This is a genomic window from Phycobacter sedimenti, assembly GCF_038148855.1.
Lineage (GTDB): Bacteria > Pseudomonadota > Alphaproteobacteria > Rhodobacterales > Rhodobacteraceae > Phycobacter > Phycobacter sedimenti.
The window spans coordinates 178436-199110 of the sequence record NZ_JBBVGR010000003.1; the positions used below are offsets into that span (position 1 = coordinate 178436).

23 protein-coding genes and 1 tRNA gene are annotated in these 20675 nt (G+C 62.4%); 13 read left to right on the plus strand and 11 right to left on the minus strand.

The window, feature by feature from the left end:
• Positions 1-3 precede the first annotated feature (3 nt).
• The 3 genes from AADA15_RS06530 to AADA15_RS06540 all read right to left on the minus strand — a co-directional run bounded on the left by AADA15_RS06530 (position 4) and on the right by AADA15_RS06540 (position 2524).
• Complete coding sequence (locus AADA15_RS06530) at positions 4-213, minus strand: helix-turn-helix transcriptional regulator (RefSeq protein WP_173507329.1); 210 nt, start codon at positions 211-213, stop codon at positions 4-6.
• Between the two features lie 156 nt (positions 214-369).
• Positions 370-1287 carry a hypothetical protein gene (locus AADA15_RS06535; RefSeq protein ID WP_341640741.1) on the minus strand — a complete coding sequence of 306 codons (918 nt, stop codon included), beginning with the start codon at positions 1285-1287 and terminating at the stop codon, positions 370-372.
• A 13-nt stretch (positions 1288-1300) separates the two neighbouring features.
• Positions 1301-2524, minus strand: a complete 1224-nt coding sequence (locus AADA15_RS06540) for a hypothetical protein (RefSeq protein WP_341640742.1) — start codon at positions 2522-2524, stop codon at positions 1301-1303.
• A gap of 158 nt (positions 2525-2682) precedes the next feature.
• Between AADA15_RS06540 and AADA15_RS06545 the strand changes: the two genes are divergently transcribed.
• The 5 genes from AADA15_RS06545 to AADA15_RS06565 all read left to right on the plus strand — a co-directional run bounded on the left by AADA15_RS06545 (position 2683) and on the right by AADA15_RS06565 (position 7055).
• Positions 2683-3003: a helix-turn-helix domain-containing protein gene (locus AADA15_RS06545; RefSeq protein WP_341640743.1), complete on the plus strand. Its 321-nt coding sequence runs from the start codon at positions 2683-2685 to the stop codon at positions 3001-3003.
• Positions 3000-3905, plus strand: a complete 906-nt coding sequence (locus AADA15_RS06550; RefSeq protein WP_341640744.1) for an ImmA/IrrE family metallo-endopeptidase — start codon at positions 3000-3002, stop codon at positions 3903-3905. Before AADA15_RS06545 ends, AADA15_RS06550 begins: the two co-directional genes overlap by 4 nt.
• Positions 3906-4846: 941 nt before the next feature.
• Positions 4847-5347, plus strand: coding sequence for a DUF2924 domain-containing protein (locus AADA15_RS06555; protein ID WP_341640745.1), 501 nt, complete (start codon positions 4847-4849; stop codon positions 5345-5347).
• Positions 5347-6672 (plus strand): recombinase family protein, encoded by a 1326-nt coding sequence (locus AADA15_RS06560; protein WP_341640746.1) that lies wholly within the window; start codon positions 5347-5349, stop codon positions 6670-6672. Before AADA15_RS06555 ends, AADA15_RS06560 begins: the two co-directional genes overlap by 1 nt.
• A complete protein-coding gene (locus AADA15_RS06565) occupies positions 6669-7055 on the plus strand; it encodes a hypothetical protein (RefSeq protein ID WP_341640747.1) in 387 nt (128 codons plus the stop codon). Before AADA15_RS06560 ends, AADA15_RS06565 begins: the two co-directional genes overlap by 4 nt.
• A gap of 64 nt (positions 7056-7119) precedes the next feature.
• On the opposite strand, the gene AADA15_RS06570 is transcribed toward AADA15_RS06565, so the two are convergent.
• The 3 genes from AADA15_RS06570 to AADA15_RS06580 all read right to left on the minus strand — a co-directional run bounded on the left by AADA15_RS06570 (position 7120) and on the right by AADA15_RS06580 (position 8794).
• Positions 7120-7770 (minus strand): transmembrane anchor protein, encoded by a 651-nt coding sequence (locus AADA15_RS06570; protein ID WP_341640748.1) that lies wholly within the window; start codon positions 7768-7770, stop codon positions 7120-7122.
• Positions 7771-7782: 12 nt separating this feature from the next.
• Entirely contained in the window at positions 7783-8511 is a 729-nt protein-coding gene (locus AADA15_RS06575; protein WP_341640749.1) for a HupE/UreJ family protein, read from the minus strand.
• A gap of 61 nt (positions 8512-8572) precedes the next feature.
• Entirely contained in the window at positions 8573-8794 is a 222-nt protein-coding gene (locus AADA15_RS06580) for a hypothetical protein (protein ID WP_341640750.1), read from the minus strand.
• 213 nt (positions 8795-9007) lie between these two features.
• On the opposite strand from AADA15_RS06580, the gene AADA15_RS06585 reads away from it, so the two are divergent.
• Complete coding sequence (locus AADA15_RS06585; RefSeq protein ID WP_341640751.1) at positions 9008-9268, plus strand: metal-sensing transcriptional repressor; 261 nt, start codon at positions 9008-9010, stop codon at positions 9266-9268.
• A gap of 8 nt (positions 9269-9276) precedes the next feature.
• Entirely contained in the window at positions 9277-10596 is a 1320-nt protein-coding gene (locus AADA15_RS06590) for an MFS transporter (protein ID WP_341640752.1), read from the plus strand.
• On the opposite strand, the gene AADA15_RS06595 is transcribed toward AADA15_RS06590, so the two are convergent.
• Together AADA15_RS06595 and AADA15_RS06600 are read right to left on the minus strand one after the other, a co-directional pair.
• Entirely contained in the window at positions 10591-11955 is a 1365-nt protein-coding gene (locus tag AADA15_RS06595) for an ATP-binding protein (protein WP_341640753.1), read from the minus strand. The genes AADA15_RS06590 and AADA15_RS06595 overlap by 6 nt on opposite strands.
• A complete protein-coding gene (locus AADA15_RS06600; protein WP_341640754.1) occupies positions 11955-12686 on the minus strand; it encodes a response regulator in 732 nt (243 codons plus the stop codon). Before AADA15_RS06600 ends, AADA15_RS06595 begins: the two co-directional genes overlap by 1 nt.
• 174 nt (positions 12687-12860) lie before the next feature.
• On the opposite strand from AADA15_RS06600, the gene AADA15_RS06605 reads away from it, so the two are divergent.
• From AADA15_RS06605 to AADA15_RS06625, 5 genes are all read left to right on the plus strand, one after another.
• Complete coding sequence (locus AADA15_RS06605; protein ID WP_341640755.1) at positions 12861-13394, plus strand: EF-hand domain-containing protein; 534 nt, start codon at positions 12861-12863, stop codon at positions 13392-13394.
• A 63-nt stretch (positions 13395-13457) separates the two neighbouring features.
• Positions 13458-13961, plus strand: coding sequence for a cytochrome b (locus tag AADA15_RS06610; RefSeq protein WP_341640756.1), 504 nt, complete (start codon positions 13458-13460; stop codon positions 13959-13961).
• Between the two features lie 59 nt (positions 13962-14020).
• Positions 14021-15238, plus strand: coding sequence for an HlyD family efflux transporter periplasmic adaptor subunit (locus AADA15_RS06615; RefSeq protein WP_341640757.1), 1218 nt, complete (start codon positions 14021-14023; stop codon positions 15236-15238).
• Positions 15235-16407, plus strand: a complete 1173-nt coding sequence (locus AADA15_RS06620) for an FtsX-like permease family protein (RefSeq protein WP_341640758.1) — start codon at positions 15235-15237, stop codon at positions 16405-16407. Before AADA15_RS06615 ends, AADA15_RS06620 begins: the two co-directional genes overlap by 4 nt.
• Before the next feature lie 10 nt (positions 16408-16417).
• Complete coding sequence (locus AADA15_RS06625; RefSeq protein WP_341640759.1) at positions 16418-17119, plus strand: ATP-binding cassette domain-containing protein; 702 nt, start codon at positions 16418-16420, stop codon at positions 17117-17119.
• A 377-nt stretch (positions 17120-17496) separates the two neighbouring features.
• Here AADA15_RS06625 and AADA15_RS06630 read toward each other — a convergent pair.
• From AADA15_RS06630 to ychF, 3 genes are all read right to left on the minus strand, one after another.
• Positions 17497-17586 (minus strand) — tRNA-Ser (locus AADA15_RS06630).
• Between the two features lie 112 nt (positions 17587-17698).
• Positions 17699-18553, minus strand: coding sequence for a DMT family transporter (locus AADA15_RS06635; RefSeq protein ID WP_341640760.1), 855 nt, complete (start codon positions 18551-18553; stop codon positions 17699-17701).
• 259 nt (positions 18554-18812) lie between these two features.
• Entirely contained in the window at positions 18813-19910 is a 1098-nt protein-coding gene (gene ychF, locus AADA15_RS06640; RefSeq protein WP_341640761.1) for a redox-regulated ATPase YchF, read from the minus strand.
• Between the two features lie 211 nt (positions 19911-20121).
• Here ychF and AADA15_RS06645 point away from each other — a divergent pair, with 211 nt between their 5' ends.
• Entirely contained in the window at positions 20122-20613 is a 492-nt protein-coding gene (locus tag AADA15_RS06645) for an acyloxyacyl hydrolase (protein WP_341640762.1), read from the plus strand.
• Positions 20614-20675 lie beyond the last annotated feature (62 nt).

Consider the following 20675-nt stretch of genomic DNA (forward strand, 5'->3'; position numbering starts at 1 on the left):
CCCTCACGCCGACATCGGGCGATGGGGTTCATGATCCGCGCCGCGGATCTGTTCGGCCTCGAAGGCCTCGACATCCTCGAGCCGGTAGATCACCCGGCCGCCGAGTTTGATGAATTTCGGGCCTTCGCCCGTCCACCGCCAACGTTCCAGCGTGCGGTGCGAGATATTCCAGCGAGCCGCCAGCTCGATCTGGGAAAGGTGCCTGATCGCCATGTGAACCTCCTTGGGATTTGCGCGAACACTTGCGGGATCACCATGGCGGAGGGCGTGGTAGGGCTTCGGAAGGGGAACGGTAGGGGAATTGGTAGGAGGCGAAGAAACGCAAAACGGCCGCTCAATCGAGCGGCCGTTCCCATTCTTTTCAATGCCTTATCTGGGCGGCGCTTCGATCCAGCAGTTGCCCTCATCATATTTAATGAAGGTTTGCCATTCTGTTCGACCGCTAAACGCCTTTGAAAGGCTGTTGGTCTTTTCCGAGAAACCGGCCTCAATCAACGTGGGTATGGTTCTACAAACCGGGCGCCCAGACCAATAGGCATTGAACAATAATGCCAGAAAGTCACGATGAAGCAGGCCTCGAAACTTGATCTCTTGTTCATAAACATAAACGACACCGTAATCGTCCGAGTGGTCGATTGGAAACCGACGCTGCGCTTGTCCAGGGAACACCCGCATAGCAACGGCTGACGGCGAGATTGCCAATTTGCCTGGAGCACTTGCGACATCAGTCGCGCTGATGACGATGTTTCGTTTGTTCGCAATTTTTGGGATGCGCCCTCCAGACGTCGATGTCAGGATGACACGCACCGCGTCTGGCGATCGATTGTCAGCGAGCGCACAGAACTTGTCCCAGATCACAGGATCTGAAAGCCGTCGGGCAAACCAGACAGGCACCGGCGATTTGGCCCCAGCGAGCCGAATGGTGCCGATGTCCCATGCAATGCCATCGATCAGAGGCACAGGGCGCGCAGGGGCAACGCGTTCGAAGCCGACCAGCATCTTGGCGAACACCCTCTGATAATCGACTGCCAGGGCAGCGATCTCAGCGGCATCGACCGCGACCCACCGGCCCACGCTGTTGGTGTAGCCGTACTGCCTGCGCTCGGCGCACCATTCCGCCGGGATGGGCTCATCTTCGAAGTTGTCCATCGCCGTGACGACCGGGATATGCCCGGACGCCACCAGAAGTTCGGCCTCAACCAACTGATCCGTTGCCCGAAGTGACACTTGCCGCAAGGTCGTTGCCTGCACCTTGGCTGCGCGGGTTTCCATCACCTGAAGCAGCATATCGACGGCCCGCTTACTCAATGAGATCACCGAGATCAGCGGTGTCGGTCAGGATGCCCCAGCGGCGCAGATACTTCTCACCGATCAACCGCTCATGCGGGGTCATGTCCTTGAGGTTGCAGCCATGTGGCATGGTCACGGTCAGCGTCAGGGATTTGCCACGCCCACCACCGGGGCCGGGTTGGAACTTGATCGTGAACCGGGCGCGGGTAACAATCCATTCCGGCATCTCCGACGCGATCGACAGGACATGCCCGGTGCCGCCGATGTCGAGCCCGATGCGCTCTTCGGCCATTTCCCAGACAGTGCGGTCGGCACCTGACATGGATTCGAGAATGATCCGTTCGTTGGGCTGACCGACCTCCATCAAGCGCAGTTCTTTCACGGTAACGCCAATGATTCCGTCTTCGACGTCCGTCGGGAAGTCGAAAGGCTTAAGCAACATGCTGAGGTCGTATTCGCGGAAGGGGATATGCTTTTCCTCGAAGTCGATGCCGAGCAGATCCCGCGCCATGTAAGCCGTCAGATCCCGCCGGTCTTCCAGCGTGTTGGCCACCACCTCGATGACGCCGGTGTCCGCCTCATAAGTCAGCGCAGCCTCGAACACAGGCTTCACGATACGCCGCGACAAGGTGCTGTTCGCGTCAAATCCAAGCATGTCCTCCGGTCGGCCCTCGCGATAGACAGCGACCTGCACGAGATCGCATTCCTGGTCATCGAGGATGACGCGGTGCCGGTCGAAAATGTCGACGTGCACATGCGGGGTGTCGAAACGGTCGCGGATTGCCTTGGTGAAGGCCGCAACAGACACCAGATCACGGCGAACCGTGCAGTCTTTTTCGACCTCGAAGCCGCTCCAAGAGCGCCCGCGACGGCGTTCATCGTTGTAACGCACCTCTTCCGCAAGGCGGAAGCGGTCGTTCTCGTTCAAAAAGACCCAGAGCGAGCGATTGTTGGCCCCCTCCAGCGTATCGAAGATCGTGCGGTTCAGGACAACGTTCTGCAACGCATTCTGGCCAGCTTCGTCGGCGAGAGCCGCGACACGACCTGCGTCAAGGACGACACGCTGCCTTTCGTCATCCGTCATACCATCGACCGCCTTGATCAGCGATTCGACGACATCAGCCTCTGGCTTGGTCCAATCGACGGGAGCGAGCGAAGTGAACCCGCCGGAGGTGAAATACTCCTTCAGGCGAAGGACGGGGGTCTTGCGGAAGAAGGCGGAGATAGCAGTCATGGGAGACCTTTCGTGACCGGGAGCAGGGAGAATCGGCGCATCGCGATACGCAGACGTTCGATATAGACCGAACAAATCGCCGAGTCCACTTGCGCGGCACGTTTTTGTTCGGCATATCGAACAAGTGTCCTGAACCCAAGGAAAACAAGGATGAAACGATGACCACGTCCCTCGGCGCGAAGATCAAGCGCCACCGCCAGGAAAAGGGATACTCCCTCGACAAGCTCGCTGAGCTTACCGACTCGAGCAAGAGCTACATCTGGGAGTTGGAGAACCGAGACACCAGAAAACCGTCTGGGGAAAAGCTGACCCGCATCGCCCAGGCGCTCGAGGTCACGACCGATTACCTGCTGGACGACAGCGAGGAGCCCAGTGACCAGGTTCTGAGGGAGGCCTTCTTCCGCAAATTCAGCAAGCTCGATCCCCAGGATCAGGAAAAGATTAGTCAGATGATCGATGCGTGGGGGAAGAAGGATTGAGCCTGCCGACGACGCCGCAGAGTTGGGCCAACCGCCTGACCAAGATCTTGTCCGTGCATCAGGCTGTGCACGGGCTCCCGCGCTTCCCCATCGACGTGGCGGCACTGGCGCAGGATTTCTCACGGCAGGTCTTTCCTGACGCACCGATCACGATGGTCGGGGGGCTGGACCTGTCGAAGGGCGTCGAGGGTATGCTGATGCCGCGCGGCGACGGCTCTGGCGAGTGGGGCATCATCTACAACGAAAGCATCCGGTCTGCAGGGCGCCGCAACTTCACGCTGGCGCATGAGCTGGGGCATTATCTCTTGCATCGGCAACTGCACCCGTCTGGCCTCAAGTGCACCAATCGGAACATGGCGGATTGGGACGAGAGCGTGACCAAGATTGAGGGCGAGGCCAACACCTTTGCGTCCTACCTGCTGATGCCGCTTGATGACTTCCGCGCCCGGATCAAGGGGCGGGCAATCGACATCGACGTGATGACCGAGTTATCGGACCGCTATGCCGTGTCGCTGACTGCGGCCATCCTGAAGTGGATGACCATCACCGACAAGCGCGCCATGATCGTCGTTGGTAAGGAAGGCTTCATCGACTGGGCTTGGTCCAGTGAGCCGCTATTGAAATCCGGCGTCTTCTATCGTGCGCGGCAGGAAGTGACCGAATTGCCGCCAGCCTCTCTGGCCGCGCAGGAAGTTGACCAGGATACCGGCCGCCACGGCCACCACCATCCGGCAGGTGTCTGGGCCGGTACCGAGCCGGTGCGCGAAATGACCGTGTTCTCGCCCGGCAACGAGATGTCGATTTCGCTCTTGCTCTACCCCGACTGCGGACCGTCACGGTGGGAGATGGCCGAGCTTGAGGAAGAGCCGACGCTCGACACGTTCGATAAGTTCATGTCCTGACCTTGGAGGCGCTAATGCCAAGAGAGACCACCGCAACTGGCAAATGGCGAGAACCGGGCGTTCCCCATAAGGGGTGGACATGCGTTGGCATCGAAGAATTAGAAGAGCAGGACCACCTGTGTGAGATGTGCGAGGCGCGCCATGTTCGTTTCGTCCACGTTATGCAAAATTCGCGATATCCAAATGAGTTAAGGGTCGGCTGCGTGTGTGCGGGGCACATGGAGGGGGACGTTGCTCAGGCAAAGGAGCGAGAAAAATCCGCTCGTAACAGATCCTCTCGACGCAAGACTTGGATTTCAAAGGGCTGGCGTACTTCGAGAAAAGGGAACCCGTACAGAAACAAGGAAGGCCTGAACGCAAGCGTATTCCAGAGCGGGCGCGGATGGTCGACAATTGTTCAGAACGATCACGTTAAACTTTCCGCATCTGGGCTACCGACAGAAGACGCGGCAAAGCTGAAGGCATTTGAACTCTTCGAGCAGGGCCAGACAATCCTCAAGCGTAGGCCATAGCGCTAGGCGTCACCACCTAGTGATTCGTCGATGCCCCGTTGAACGGAGCGATGATGAGCTTGATATGGTCGATAAGGACTGCGCAGATATTCGCGGCGTTACGCATGGCGCGATTCTGTCCACAAAATATTGAAAAGCTTGTGTTTTCCTGATTTCGCGATACCTTTTGGTCATCATCCCAATCGCGAAAAGTCGCCATGCCAAACCTACCAGAAACCCCGATTTCGGGGCCCAATCCCCTATGCCCTGACCGCATGTCGGTCGATGCACGCCTCGTCGAGATTGGGCGCATCCTTGCCGCAGGCGTCGTTCGGCTGAATGCTGCACAGTCCAGCGGTTTATCTGCCGAAAACGGAGACAGTTTCGTGGACTTCTCGCCCAGAAGGAGCGGTGGTCGTCGTGCAAAACGTATCCGCATCGGAGGAATTCATGAAGCACCACAATAAGATAGCCCCTGCGCAACCGGGTCATGATCCAAGCCTTGATCAGACGGTGCTCTCGCGCCTGGCCGCCCTGAAGGCGATGTCAGTCAAGGAGTTGAAAGCCGAATGGGAAAAGCTCATCGGCACCTCGGCGCCGAACAACAGCCGCGCATTTCTCGAACTTCGGATCGCCTATCGGCTTCAGGAGCTGACCTACGGCGAACCTGACCGCGAGACCCGCCGCATGCTGGATCTGCTGGCCGACGAGGTCGAAGGTCATGCAAGGCGCAAACATCAGATCGCCGATCCCCGCAATCCGGTGGCGGGCACGAAGCTGCTGCGCGAATGGGACGGCAAGGAGCACACGGTCACTGTCCTGAAGGACGGCTTCGATTGGCGGGGTCGGAAATTCAAATCCCTCTCCGCCGTCGCCCGCGAAATCACCGGCACCCGCTGGAACGGGTATCGCTTCTTTGGCCTGCGGGAACGCCAGCGGGAGGACGTGTGATGGACTTCAACACCCGCCCCAACCGCCGCCTGCGCTGCGCCATCTACACCCGCAAGTCGAGCGAGGAAGGGCTCGACATGGAATTCAACAGCCTCGACGCGCAGCGGGAAGCCTGCGAGGCGTATATCGCCAGCCAAAAATCCGAGGGCTGGGTCGCCACGCGCGAACGCTATGACGATGGCGGATTCTCGGGGGGCAATCTGGACCGCCCCGGCCTGAAGCAGCTGCTGACAGACATCGACGATGGGCTGATCGACGTGGTGGTCGTTTACAAGATCGACCGCCTGTCGCGCTCGCTGATGGATTTCTCCAAGCTGGTCGAGGTGTTCGACCGCAACGGCGTGACCTTCGTCTCGGTGACACAGTCCTTCAACACGACCACATCGATGGGGCGGCTGACACTGAATATCCTGTTGTCCTTCGCCCAGTTCGAACGCGAGGTCATCGGCGAACGCATCCGAGACAAGGTGGCCGCATCCCGCAAGCGCGGCATCTGGATGGGCGGCTATGTGCCCTTTGGCTACGATGTACAGGATCGCAAGCTGGTGGTGAACGAGGCCGAGGCCGCCTCCGTGCGCGGGATTTTCCAGCGGTTTATCGAGCTGGGGTCCGCCACTGTGCTGGCGCGGGAACTGCGTGGTGAGGGCTTCCGCAACAAGCAGGGCACGCTGATCGACAAAGGCTATCTCTATCGGCTGCTGAACAACCGCGTGTATCGGGGCGAAGCTCTGCACAAGGGCAAGGCCTATCCGGGCGAGCATGACGCAATCATCGACGCTGACCTTTGGGATCGGGTCCATACCATCCTGCAGGAAAGCCCCCGCAAGCGGGCCAACAACAGCCGCACGCAGACGCCCGCGCTACTGAAAGGACTGATCTTCGGCGAAAATGGCGCCGCCATGACGCCGACCAGCACGAAAAAGGGGGCCAAGCTCTACCGCTACTATGTGTCCATGGACGTGATACGGAACCGCGAAACCGGCGAGGAGACCGTGCCGATGCGGCTTGCGGCCGGAATGGTCGAGGACGCAGTCGTGACCGAGGTTCGCCGCATCCTGCAAACGCCAGAGGTGGTCACGCACGTGCTGGCCGTCCTGAAACGCGACGGCGGTGCGGCTTCGGAGGCGGATGCCATCGCAGCTCTGCACGAGTTCACGGCCCTCTGGTCGCAACTCTTCCCGGTCGAGCAGGCTCGGATCATCCAGTTGCTGGTGCGGCGCGTCACGGTCACCGCTGCCGGGCTCGAGGTCGACATTCGCCGCGAGGGCATCGCCGGAGTGATCCGCGAGATGGTGGTGCCCCGCAGGCTGGAGGCTGCAGAATGAGCAAGCCTAACGATACGATCCGCGTTCTCATTCCCCTGACAGTTCGCAAGAAGAATGGGCGACCAAAGATTCTGCCGCCAGCTGACTACCGCCCCAGCGAGGACCAGACCCAAGACCCGCATATCCTGCGCGCCATCGGTCGCGCATGGGGATGGCGGCGGCGCATGGAGGCCGGTGAGTTCGCCACCATCCAGGAACTGGCCGAGGCGGTTGGACTGGCGGAACGCCATGTCAGCCGCCAACTAAGGCTGGCCTATCTGGCCCCCGAGGTGCTGAAGCGGCTGACCTGTGGGCGCGAGGCTTCATCGGTCAGCCTGTACGATTTGTGTTTTCTAGCAGGGGAGGCTTGGAAGGAGCAGGTGGTGCGGGCCGTCGGAGCATGAGCAGCCGACCGCTGTGATCTACCTAGAAGCGAATGCGCCTGCGGTTTCCCGCAGGCGCACTGTCTTATTCGCTGCGAACGATCTCGGTGTATGCACCGCGCAGCTGCAGCGTGACGGTCACGTCGGAATCGTCACGGTTGCGCCAGAACCAGCCGTGTTCGCCGGGAAACGGCGCCTCGATGCTGCCTGCGCCGTCGGTCGCGCCTCGGCCGCGGTCGTAGTCCACCGACTGGCCATCGCCATGAGCGTGCAGGTCGAAGTTGATCCGTCCGCCTTCCGCGACCCACGAGTATTCGACGATATCGCCTGCGGCCATTACCATCTTGACCTCGGTGAAAGCGTCCGGTGCTAGCGTGAAGGTCACCGTGTCGGTCCACGCTTCCTGCGCATATGCAGCGCCGACGAAGAGGCCGAAGATGTCGTTCATCAGGCTTGAGGACTGATCCCCGTCGCCGTGGACCGCCTCATCCTCCGCCGCCTCGCGAGCGAGCTGCTGTTTGATCTCGCCCATCTCGGTGAGGCCGATGAAATTGCCCACGCCGGTCGGGTCGATCCCGTATTCGGCCGGCAGGTAGACGCCGACACCAATGAAGGCCGCGCCGATCACAGCGGCGATGGTCGAGCGCCGCAGTTGCTTCGGTGTGGGCAGGAGCGCCGGATCGGGCTTCTCCGCGGTTAATTGCATCGTGTCACGCATTCTATCGATAAGTTGCATATCCAATTCTCCTTATGCGGCCGTGAGGAAGCCGTTGATTTGGTAGATTGTGAGCCAGAGCCCGAGGCCCACCATGATGATGTTGGCGACGACTGCCTGGCTCATGAAGCGTTCGGACCGGCGCCAGTAGCCCATCATGACGAGGATCGCGAAGAGCGCGAGGACTTGGCCGACCTCGACACCCACGTTGAACGCCAGAAGGTTCCACAAAAGGCCATCCTCGGAGATGTCGTATTCGATGATCTTCGAGGCGAGGCCGGTGCCGTGGAAGAGGCCGAAGATAAGCGTCGCGGCCTTTGTGTTGGGCTGGAACCCGAACCATTTCCGGTATGCGCCAAGGTTGTCGAGCGCCTTGTAGACGACGCTGAGGCCGATGATGGCGTCGATGATGTAGGAATTGATGCCCCATCCCCACCAGACGCCTGCGAGCATGGTCACCGAGTGGCCCACGGCGAAGATGCTGACATAGATGGCCACGTCCTTCATCCGGTAGAGGAAGAAGACGACGCCCAGAAGGAAAAGGATGTGGTCGTATCCCGTCACCATGTGCTTGGCGCCGAGATAGATGAAGGAGATGATGTGCACCCCCCAGATTTCCTGGATGTAGCCCGCGTCACCGGGGGTGACGTCATGGGCGAGCACCTGCGCCACGCTGGAGGCGTAGAGCGCAAGGGCTGTTAGAAGGATGGCCGTGACGCGTCGCGACGCGAGCGCGTGCAGGCCCGTTGAGTTGGAACTCATGAATAGGTCTCCGTTCGTGCGATTGAATGATCGGTGAAGCCGCGCGCGGGCGCGGCGCCAATCAGGCACGCGGAGGTCGTTCGATCCGGAACGTGTGGTGCCCGCCGCCCGGCGAGGCCTTAAGCCGCCATGCGTCCCTGTAGGCGGAGATCGGATGGCTTCGATCCCCGAGCGCCAGCAGCGCCTGGCTGTGATCGTGGTCGGCCACGTCATGGCTGTGACCGTGCATCGCCCAGTAGAGATCTTCCTCGAACCCGTGCGAATGCCCGTGATCGGCTATCATTTCAAGGTGATCCTGGATCGTCTCGAATACGGCCGGCGCATGGGTCGCGCTCGGCATAACGGACCAGACTACCAACGATAGGCAGAGGAGCGCCGCTAATACCCGTCTTCCGATTGTCGCCAGAGGTCTCATCGATCTTGCCTGTCTGCCCATATGCGCAGCCTCTTTTGAGGCTATCTTGTTTTATCCCCCGGGGGAGGATAGCGTATTTCTATGACAAAGCCCCATGCCCACGCAACCCATCCTTCCTTGATCGCCCGTTTGAAACGCGCCGACGGTCATCTGCGGGCCGTGATCGGTATGATTGAGGACGGCAAGCCCTGCCTCGAGATCGCCCAGCAGCTGCAGGCGGTCGAGAAGGCTGTCGCCAACGCCAAGCGGGTCCTGATCCACGATCACATGGACCATTGCCTCGACGAAGACCATTCCCCCGCGGATCGCGATGAGTTGAAGGTCATCGCCCGTTACCTTTGAGACCACCGATGCTGGAAATCCTCTCTGACCGGACCTACCGCCACCTTTTCCTTGCGCAGGTCGTATCCCTGTTGGGTACTGGCATGGCGACGGTGGCCCTTGGCCTTTTGGCCTATGACCTCGCAGGCGACGGGGCGGCGATGGTGCTGGGCACGGTCTTCACCATCAAGATGGTGGCCTATGTCGGCATCGCGCCCATAGCGGGCGCCTTCGCGGACCGCGTCAACCGCCGCGGGCTGCTGGTCGGGCTCGATGTGGTGCGCGCGGGCGCGGCGCTCTGCCTGCCCTTCGTGACCGAGGTCTGGCAGGTCTATGTCCTGATCTTCCTGCTGCAATCGGCTTCGGCGGCTTTCACGCCGACCTTCCAGGCGACGATCCCGGACGTGCTGCCCGAGGAGGCGCGCTACACCCGCGCGCTGTCGCTCTCGCGGCTGGCCTACGATCTGGAGAACATCGTCAGCCCGACGCTAGCGGCGCTTTTGCTCGCCCTGATGAGCTACAACTCCCTGTTCCTCGGCACGGTGGCGGGCTTCGCGGCCTCGGCGCTGCTGGTCGTCTCGGTCCTACTGCCGAGCCCGAAGGCGTCCGAGCCGCGCGGTATCTACGACCGCACGACACGCGGCATCCGCATATACCTTGCCACGCCGCGTCTAAGGGGACTGCTGGCGCTGAACCTGGCCGCGGCTGCGGCGGGTGCCATGGTGCTGGTCAACTCGGTGGTGCTGGTTCGCGGCGCGCTCGGCCTGTCCGAGAGCGCGCTCGCCTGGACGATGTTCGCCTTCGGTGCAGGCTCGATGCTGGCGGCGCTCGCGCTGCCGCGTCTGCTCGACCGCGTGCCAGACAGGCCGGTGATGGTCGCGGGCGCCGCGCTGATGGTCCTGTCTCTCTTGGTCTTGGTGGCAGAAGTCGCCGCCCTCGGTCTAGACTGGCCTTTCCTGCTCGGTGCCTGGCTGCTGGTCGGGCTCGGTTACTCCGCCGTGCTCACCCCCTCGGGACGCCTCCTGCGCCGCTCGGCCCATTCGGAGGACCGTCCCGCGCTCTTCGCTGCCCAGTTCGCGCTGAGCCACGCCTGCTGGCTCGTGACCTATCCGCTTTCAGGCTGGCTGATGACGCAGTTCGGGCCGGTCGTGGCGCTCGGCTGCCTTGCCCTATTGGCGGCGGCCGGTGCGCTGGTTGCACTGCGGCTATGGCCCAAGGAGGATCCCGAAATCCTCGAGCACACCCACGAAAACCTGCCGCTCGACCACCCCCATCTCAAGGGCGAGCGCCGACATGCGCATCCATTCGTCGTGGACGACCAGCACCCCCGCTGGGCGTCGCAGCTATGATGCGGCGCTTTCGGTCCTAGGCAGGTGAATCGTGGCACGCAGGCCACCGCTGGTCCTGTTGGTGAGAGTCACATCTCCGCCATGGGCGCGCAGAATCGACCTTGCGATGGGAAGGCCGAGCCCGATCCCGCCAGTTTCACGGGACCGCGACGTCTCCAGTCGGGTGAACGGGTCGAAGACCTTCTCGAGATCGTCTTCGGGAATGCCTGGCCCCTCGTCTTCAATAAGGATTTCAGCCGCGTGCGCCGTCTGGCGGACCGTCGCCCTCGCGCCGGACCCATATCGCTGCGCGTTCTCCATGAGGTTTCGCAGGGCACGGCGCATTGCGGTGCGGCGGATATCGGCGTGAACCGGCACCGGCGCCTCGACCGAAATCTCCGGGCCGGTTTCCGAAAGTTCCACCGCGAGGTCACGCATCAGGTCCGCGAGATCGGTCTCCTCCATCGGCTGGTCGGTGGACACGCCCCTTGCATAGGCGAGGGTTGAATCCACCATCTCCTGCATTTCCTCGAGCGTGGCAGCCATCCGCTCGCGCGTCTCGTCGTCATCGACCATCTCGGCGCGCACACGCAAAGCCGTAATCGGTGACCGCAGATCGTGCCCTAGGGCCGCGAGCATCCGGGTGCGGTCCGTCACCATCGCGGTGAGGCGTCCGTGCATCCGGTCCAGCGCGTCCGAGAGGGCCTGAACTTCGCGGGGACCACGTCGCGGCATCTCGGGTGCCGGGGCGTCGAGACCGAACCCGTCCGCCGCAGAGGCCAATTGCCGGAGCGGTCGCGTGATCCGCCCAAGCCCATACCAGAGCGCCGCGATGACCAGCACGAGCGACAGAAGGGTTGCGCCCAAGAGTGCGGGCGGCGCCTGCAGATCGGGCCTCTGGAACTGGGCAGACACGTTGAGCCAGTCGCCATCGCCGAGCGGGACCGAGATCCGGAATTCGACCGGCGCGACGCCCGCGGCGCGCATCCGGTCGTGCAGCCAGGCGAAGGCGGCTGGCGGCTCCGCGGGTCGTCCGTCGTGGGGAGAGACGGTGACTTCCGTTGCCCGGATATCGCCGGGTTCCTCAATCGGCACGAGATCCGGTTGTCCCGACGTCACCAAGGGCGCATCGCCGACACTGAAACGAACCAGCCGCGAATTCACCGCCGCAAGGATGCTCTCGCGGCTCTCACGGGGGGCCTGATCGAGCGCCTGGGCCACCGCGGCGGCGCGCTCGACGGTCTCGTACCGCTGTGCCGCACGGATGGCAGCGCCCCGTTCGTCAGCAAAGATCCACACGCTGATGGCTTGCGCGGCAAGGAAGGCCACGACGATCAGGAGCGCCAGCTGCCCCAGCAGGCTGCGAGGGAGAAGGCGCATCACGTCACCTCGCGCACATCGGCGGCAAGGCTGTAGCCGCCCGAGCGGATCGTCGCGATGATCTGAGGATTGCCAGGGTCGTCCTCGATCTTGCGGCGCAGGCGGCTCACCTGGTTGTCGATGGTCCGGTCGAACACGTCCGCCGTGCGCCCGCTGGTGATGTCCAGAAGCTGATCGCGCGAGAGCACGAAGCGCGGGCGTTCCAGGAACGCCGTCAGCAGCTTGAACTCGGCCGTGGTCAGCGAGACCGCGCGCCCGTCCTCATGGGTCAGCGCGCGCGTGTCGGTGTCCAGCGTCCAGCCGGCAAAGCCGAGCTTCCTGCCACCCAGCTGGCCGGCGAGCGGTTCGGGGCGTTCCGACCGGCGCAGGATCGCCTTGACCCGGGCCAGAAGCTCGCGCGGATTGAAAGGTTTCACGAGGTAATCGTCAGCGCCCACCTCGAGCCCCACGATCCGGTCTGTGTCCTCGCCAAGCGCGCTGAGCATCAGGACGGGCGGCCCGCCGGAGGACGCCAGCCGCCGCGCAGCCGACAACCCGTCTTCGCCGGGCATCATCACGTCGAGCACCACGAGATCGAAGCGGCCCGCCTTCAGGTGGGCATCCATCTCGGCCACGTCCCGGGCCGCACTCGCACGCATGCCGTTCTTTTCGAGATAACGCGTCACCGCATCGCGGATTTCGCGATGATCGTCGACGACAAGGATATGAGGTGCGCGGGTCTGTTCTGTCATAAGCCCTTGATAGCGCAAGGAGCGTCGGTTCAGGGGAAAAAATGCGTCGCGATCGGTCGCGGACGGCAGGGTTTGCGACAGACCGATACAAATCTGGGGTCGGATCGGCAATCTTCTGCGACACGGCCCCCCCAAATTCGCCTCATCGAAACACCAACCCGAAGAGGTGAGACCATGAAACGCAAGACGATCCTGACGCTCAGCGCCGCCGCCACCGCCGCCGTGATCGGCGCCATCGCCATCCCCGCCATCGCAGGCGGCTGGGGGCCGAACGAGGGCTGGGGGCCGCAGCGGATGATGCAGATGATGCATGGCTCGCAAGCGGGCTTCACGCAGGACCACCGGGGCCCGGGCATGATGATTCGCGACGGGCACGGGCCGATGGGCATGGGCGGGATGACCGACAATCCGGTCTACCAGTCCTTCGATGCCGACGCGGACGGCACGGTGACCCCGGCCGAGATTCAGGCGGGCGTGGCCGCGCTCCATGCCGAGCATGACGCTGATGGCAACGGCGCGCTGTCCGAGGACGAGTTCGCGGCGCTCTTCGCCGAAGCGACCCGAGGCTTCGCTGAGCGGCCTTTCGAAATGCTGGACGCCGATGAGGACGGCCAGATCAGCGCCGACGAGATGGCCTTTCCGGCGCAGATGATGGCGCGCATGAGTTTGATGCATATCAATGACGCGCCGAACCAAGCCGATCAGTAAGGACAAGAAACGGGGCTGGCTCTGAAAAGAGTCAGCCTTGGCACTTTAGAAGAGATTAGAACAATGACGAAAAATACAAACACCCCCGAGGGGTATTCAGTCACGCAGATTGCACTTCATTGGGCCGTTGCCGTGCTGGTTGCCGCGCAATACATTTTCAAAGATGCCATTTCGGGCGCCTGGGAGGCTATTCGCGCCGGCGAAGACTACGCCTTCGATCCGCTGATCCTTGCCCATGTCGTCGGCGGCGGTCTGATCCTCGCCTTCGTCGCGTGGCGCCTTGTCCTGCGGCTGCGCCGCGGCGCTCCGCTCCCGCCCGAAAACGAACCCGCGCCGCTCAAGGCCCTCAGCCATGTCGCTCATTGGGCCTTCTACGCCGTGCTTGCGGCGATGTCGGTCACCGGTCTTATCGCCTGGTTCGGCGACGTGACCCCGGCTGCGCAGGCGCACAACGTTCTCAAGGTGGTGCTTCTCGCGCTCGTGGCGCTCCATGTCCTGGCCGTGCCATTCCATCGCATCGTTTTGAAAAACAACGTGATGCAGCGGATGATCCGGCCCGCGCACTGAGACGGCCAGAAAGGGGCGGCACGGACCCGCCCCACACACCCACTAACAGGAAGACGGGCATGACCCAGACCGACGACCCCGACCTACCCCTCGACCTGCGACGCCCAGAGGCACCCAAGCCCCGACGCAAGCTTTTTCGCAAGCGCTACCTCTTGGTCCTGCTGGTGCCCCTGTTCATGTTCTTGGGGGCAGTGATCGGCATGTATTACCAGCCGCCCGGACTGCAGAATTTCTACGCCATGACCGGGCTGCAGCCGGGGGGCGGGGCCGCGAACCCCATCGCGCTGCCGCCCGAGATCAACGTGCCCGAAGAAATCGTGGAAACGCTTCTGCCTTCAGATGTTCTGGGGTTGGCGCGGATCATGCCGCAAGGCGATGTGGCGATCGTCGCGGCCCCTTATGGCGCGGGCGATGCGCGGGTAGCCGAAATCCTTGTGGCTATCGGAGACAGCGTGGCGCGCGGTGCTGTGCTGGCGCGGCTCGACAATGTACAGGCGCTGGAAGGCGCTGTGCTGCAGGCCGAAGCCAATCTGGCGGTGCGGCAAGCGATCCTGACGCAGACCCGCGCTACCATCGAAGCAAGCCGGGCCGAAGCGCAGGCAAGCCTCGATCAGGCACGCGCCAGCGCCGCAGAGGCCGCCGCCAGCCTCGAGCGGACCGAGGTGCTGACGGAGCGGGGCATCGCCACGACCGCGACGCTCGAGACCGCGCAATCCCGCGCAGCTGAGGCGGCGCAGGCCGTTGTCCGTGCCGAGGCGACGCTCGCCCGCTTCACGGCACTGGCCATCGACGATCAGCCCGATGTCGTGGTCGCAGCCCGCAACGTCACCGCAGCCGAGGCGGAACTGAACCGTGCCCGTATGGATCTGGGCCGGGCCGAAGTGCGCGCGCCGATTGACGGCACGATCCTCGATATTCACGCTACCCCCGGCCAGCGCCCCCCGAACGAGGGGATCATGGAAATGGGCGCGACCGGCCAGATGATGGCCGAGGTTGAGATCTGGCAGGACCGCATCGCCCAGGTCGCGCCCGGCCAGCCGGTCGAGATCGTGGCCGATGCGCTGGGGCGGTCGCTGTCCGGGACGGTCGAAAGCATCGGTCTGACGGTCGGTCGGCAGGGGCTGATTTCCGACGATGCGGCGGCGAATTCGGATGCCCGCGTGATCCGGGTGCTGGTCGCGCTCGATGCCCCATCCTCGGAACTTGCCGCGCGCTACACTAATCTGGAAGCTGTGGCGCGGATCGACACGGGCGCCGCCGCAAGGGCCGGGCAATGACGCGGCTCTTGCAACGCCTGATGGGACGGCTGCCCATCGGCTGGCTGCAACTGACCCACAAGCGGGGCCGCTTCGCCGCCGCGCTTGCCGGTGTGGCCTTCGCGAATGTTCTGGTCTTTGTGCAGCTCGGGCTGATGAACTCGATGGCGGCGGCGACGCTGAAACCCTATGAGTTCTTTCAGGCAGATATCATGATCTCGGCATCGGACGCCAACGCGCTGGCCGAGGGGGGCAATGTCGCGCGGCAATGGCTGTTGCAGGCTTTGGCCGACCCGGATGTGGTTGAGGGGATGGGGCTTTTCGTGGGCAATGTGCCTTGGGATCGGGGCGGCAACACCATCTCGTTCACCACCTTCGGCATCGACCCGAGCCAACCCAGCTTCATTGCACAAGGCGCCAGCGACGGCTTGCATCTTCTGGAGGTGCAGGACGCCGTGATCCTTGACCGGCTGGCGCGTGGCTTGCCAGCGGAGGAGGCAGCGGGCATCCGCCCCCAGACGCCGCTACGCTTCGAAGCGCAGGATCGCACGCTTTCGGCCATGGGCACCTTTGCGGGTGGGGGCGGTTTCGGGGGCGACGGTTTCATGCTGACCTCGGACCAGACGTTTCTGTCGCTCTTTCCCTCGCGCAGTTCCGCCGCGCCGGATCACATCCTGTTGCGCCTGCGTCCCGGAGCCGATGTGGCGGCGACGGTCACGCGATTGCGGGCGCTGATCTCGGACCAATCCCTTCGCATCCGCAGTTACGAGGACGCCGCTCAGGAAGACCTGACTTATCAACAGACGCAGCGCCCGACCGGCGTGATCTTCGGCTTTGGCGTCCTGATCGGGGTGCTGGTGGGTCTGGTGATCGTCTATCAGGTCCTGTCGGCGGATGTGGCCGATCACCTGCGCGAATATGCGACCTTCAAGGCGATGGGCTACGGGCCGCGCTTCTTCCTCGGCATCGTCATCGAGGAGGCGCTGGTGCTGGGGCTTTTCGGCTTCGTGCCGGGGGTGCTGATTGGCACAGGCATCCTCGCGTTGATGGGGGCTGTCACGACGCTGCCACTGGGCATGACGCCCGACATGGCCGTGACAGTGTTCTTCGGGACAGTGGTCTTTTCGGCGCTGTCCGGGGTTATCGCCACGCGGCGTCTGGCGGCGGCCGATCCCGCCGATCTGTTCTGAGGGGGCGGGGATGACGGAGGACAGCATCGTCGGGGTGCGCGGCCTAAACCATTGGTTCGGCATGGGCGACGCCAGAAAACAGGCGATGTTCGACATCGACCTGACCCTGGAGCGGGGCAGCTTCACCGTGCTGATGGGGCCATCCGGGTCGGGCAAGACGACGCTTCTGACGCTTCTCGGCTGCCTGCGTGCGGTGCAGGAGGGGTCTGTCAGGCTGCTGGGGCACGAATTGCACGGCGCCGGAGCGGCGGAGCTGACGAGCGTGCGCCAAAGGCTGGGCTTCATCTTTCAGGCGCATAACCTGCATGAAAGCCTGACTGCGGCACAAAACGTCATCATGGGTGTGCAGGTGCGCCCCGGCGTGCCCGATGCGCTGGCCGACGCTGCCGCGGCCCGTGCGCTCGACCTTGTTGGCCTTTCGGACCGGATGGACTATCTGCCAGCCAACCTTTCGGGTGGGCAGAAGCAACGCGTGGCCGTCGCCCGTGCTCTGGTCGGAAACCCGGCGCTCGTGCTGGCCGATGAGCCGACCGCTGCGCTCGACAAGGACAGCGCGGCCGATGTGGTCGACCTCCTGAAACGTTTGGGGGCCACGCGCGGCACCACCACACTACTGGTCACCCATGACAACCGCATCGTGGATCGCGCCGACACGATCCTGACGCTGGAGGACGGACGCATCGTCAGGCGCGAGGGAGGACGGGGTCGATAGAACGACCCAAAAAACAAATGAGGGCGCCAAACTTTTCATCGCAATCCGCTCAGACCCCCCCCCCCGAGACCCACCGCTGATGTGCGCACCATTTCGAAAGGTCACGCCGCCTTCGGGTGTCTCTGTTTGCACCGAGGGCAAATGAACCCGATCCAACTGCGGCGCAATTCGATTTCACCAACACACTGAAAGTAAGACATTTTTTGAATCCGTCTCGATTTGGGTGAAGGGCGGATAGAAAGAGACGCGGGGCGTTCAGAGACCGATTTCGGCGGAAATACCAGTCTCCGAAAGTCGGATGCCTCCGCTAAACCCCTTTGAAACCAAAAGAAAAAAGGTCCCGTCAGGGACCTCAACTCGGGTTTGCGATGTGCAAGTGGCGGAGACGAAGGGATTCGAACCCTCGAGACGGTTTCCCGCCTACTCCCTTAGCAGGGGAGCGCCTTCGACCACTCGGCCACGTCTCCGCTGACCGTCCTATTTAAAAAGACAAAGGCGTACAAGCGGTTTCTGCAGGAAATCTCTGGCATGTCGCCAAATTCCCTGTGCCGGGTCGCACAAGGCTTCAATGCAGCCTGCCTACCGGCGCTGGTAGGTTTCCCGGTGCCACACATAAAGACCCGCTCCAGCGATCAAGAGGCTACCCACGATTGTCCAGACGTCCGGCACCTCCGCAAAAAACACCAGCCCCCAAAAGGCTGCAAAGGCAAGCCCCGTATAGGAAAATGGCGCCAGCATGGCCGCCTCTCCCTGCGAGAAAGCCCGGATCAAGGCCAATTGCCCGACCGTTCCGACCAGGGCAATGACAGCCATCAAAGACGCGTCGCCAAGATCCGGAGATTGCCATTGGAAAGGGACCGCGAGGCTCAAGAGAATGGTGCCAACCAGTCCAGTGTAGAAAAGGGATGTCCAGACATCCTCATCGGAGCCGACACGGCGCGTCAACAAAGCGTAGCCCGAATAGCAAGCAGCAGCGGCCAGCGGCAGCAGCGCAGCCGGAGTGAACACGCCACTGCCGGGCCGCATCACGATCATTGCTCCGACAAGCGCGACGGCAATGCCCCCCACTCTGCGAATGCCAAGTCTCTCTCCCAGGAAGAGCGCCGCACCCAGCGTGATCAGAACCGGATTGGTGGACATCAGCGCCGCAGCATCGGTGAGCGGAATGAGGCTCAGCCCCGTAAAGAAGAATGCCGTCGCGCTCATCAACAGAATCGAGCGCAGCAGCTGCAGAACCGGATACCGGGTGCGCACCACTTGTTTCAGCCGCGGCATCACAAGCACCAGAACCAGCAGCATCTGCCCGGCATAGCGGGCCCAAAGGGCGGGCAACACGCCGACACCGGGGGTTACGGCCTTCACCGTCGCATCCATGACGGAAAAGCAGAAGATCGCTCCGATCATCAGCAGGATTGCGCGGCTTTGCTGTGTCATCGGGCTACTGGCCTTCCTGCATCAGTGTGGCATGGGCCGCTTCTGGCGCGCCAGACAGGCCGGGCGCGATTGAACCGTGCAAAACGCTTACAGAAGCCTCTCGCCGCACTCAATAGCAGGCGATCAGGAGCTGCTGTGCATATTTGCAAGACACAGGCCCCCGCCGCCTTACCCCCGGCCTCCTGTCGCCGCACCTTGAAAACGCCAACACCCGCGATACGGCATCGCGGGTGTTGGTCATTGTCGGAAGGAAGGCGGATCAGGTGTTGAACAGGAAGTGCATCACATCGCCATCCTGCACGATGTAGGACTTGCCCTCAGCGCGCATCTTGCCGGCTTCCTTGGCACCCTGCTCGCCGTTGTTGGCGATGAAATCCTCATAGGCGATCGTTTCTGCGCGTATGAAGCCCTTTTCGAAATCGCCGTGGATCACGCCGGCCGCCTGCGGCGCAGAGGTGCCCTTACGGATGGTCCAGGCGCGCGCCTCTTTGGGACCGACGGTAAAATAGGTTTCCAGGCGCAGCAGCTCGTAGCCTGCGCGGATCAGCCGGTCGAGCCCTGCCTCGGTGAGACCCATTTCCTCCAGGAACATCTGGGCCTCTTCCGGCTCCAGCTGGCTGATCTCTTCCTCGATCTGAGCGGAGATGATCACATGAGAGTTACCCTGAGCCGCAGCCATTTCGGCCACTTTGGCGGAGTGTTCGTTGCCCTCAACGGATTCGGATTCGCCGACGTTGCAGACGTAAAGCACAGGCTTGGTGGTCAGAAGCTGCAGCATGCGCCAGGCTTTGGCGTCTTCGGCGTCCACCTCGACAAGGCGCGCGGGCTTGCCGTCTTCCAGCATCGCCTGGGCTTCGGCCAGCAGGCGATCCTGCTGCTGCGCTTCCTTTTCGTTGCCCTTCAGCTTGCGCACGAGGCCGGCACGGCGTTTTTCGATGCTCTCCAGATCCGCCAGCATCAGTTCGGTCTCGATGGTTTCGGCGTCCGCCACCGGGTCAACGCGCCCTTCGACGTGGGTCACATCGCCATCCTCAAAGCAGCGCAACACATGGGCGATCGCATCGACCTCCCGAATGTTGGCAAGGAACTGGTTGCCCAGCCCTTCCCCCTTGGAGGCGCCTTTGACCAGCCCTGCAATATCGACAAAGGTCATCCGCGTCGGAATGATCTGTTTGGACCCGGCAATGGCTGCCAGTTTGTCCAGGCGCGCATCGGGAACACCGACCTCGCCCACGTTGGGTTCGATGGTGCAGAACGGAAAATTGGCGGCCTGCGCCGAAGCCGTTTTCGTCAACGCGTTGAACAGCGTCGATTTGCCAACGTTGGGCAGACCGACGATTCCCATTTTAAAGCCCATACCGGCCTCCTGATGCCACTTGGGAGCCGCTTCTAGGCAGCAATGAGACGTGGTGCAAGCGTCCTTGACGTGAAACGCAACCGGGTGCCGCATGGTTTCGAACAGGTTCACGGCCCTTCACGCCTCATGCCAATCACTTGATTCCCATGTTGTTCATGGTCTTCAATGAACATGTTGCGGGAACACAAAAGCCAAATTGCAGAGATCAATCATGAAATACATTGCCCTCCTTGCCGCGCTTGCCATGGCGGCCAGCCCCGCCGTCGCCCAGGATCGGGAGTTGTCCATCGGTTTGGGATACTCGGAGTTTTCTCGTCCCGGAGCCGAAAATGGTGCCCTTGTCTCGCTCGATTATCGCCATACGCCTTTCTTTGAAAAAGGGATCTTCGCAGCCCGGTTTGGCGCGGCTCTTGATGTGCAGGAAACCGGAGATGTCTTTCTTGGAGCTGGGGTGTCTGGCAAATGGGATCTCGGGAAGTCCTGGTTCATTGACGCCAGCATATTGCCGGGGGTCTATACCGAGAACTTTCACCTGAACGATCTGGGCTCGACGTTCGAGATCCGCAGCCAGATTGCCGTGGGTCGCGGCTTTGCCAACGGCACGGCACTTTCCCTGTCCTTGTCACACAAGTCCAATGCCTCAACGGCGGACATAAACCCCGGCGTCAACTCGCTTCAATTGCGCTGGCATATTCCGCTTTGAACCTTGGCCGATCTGCTGTTGCGCCTCCCAGGTCCGGCGATCTGCACAAGCAGACCGGGCTT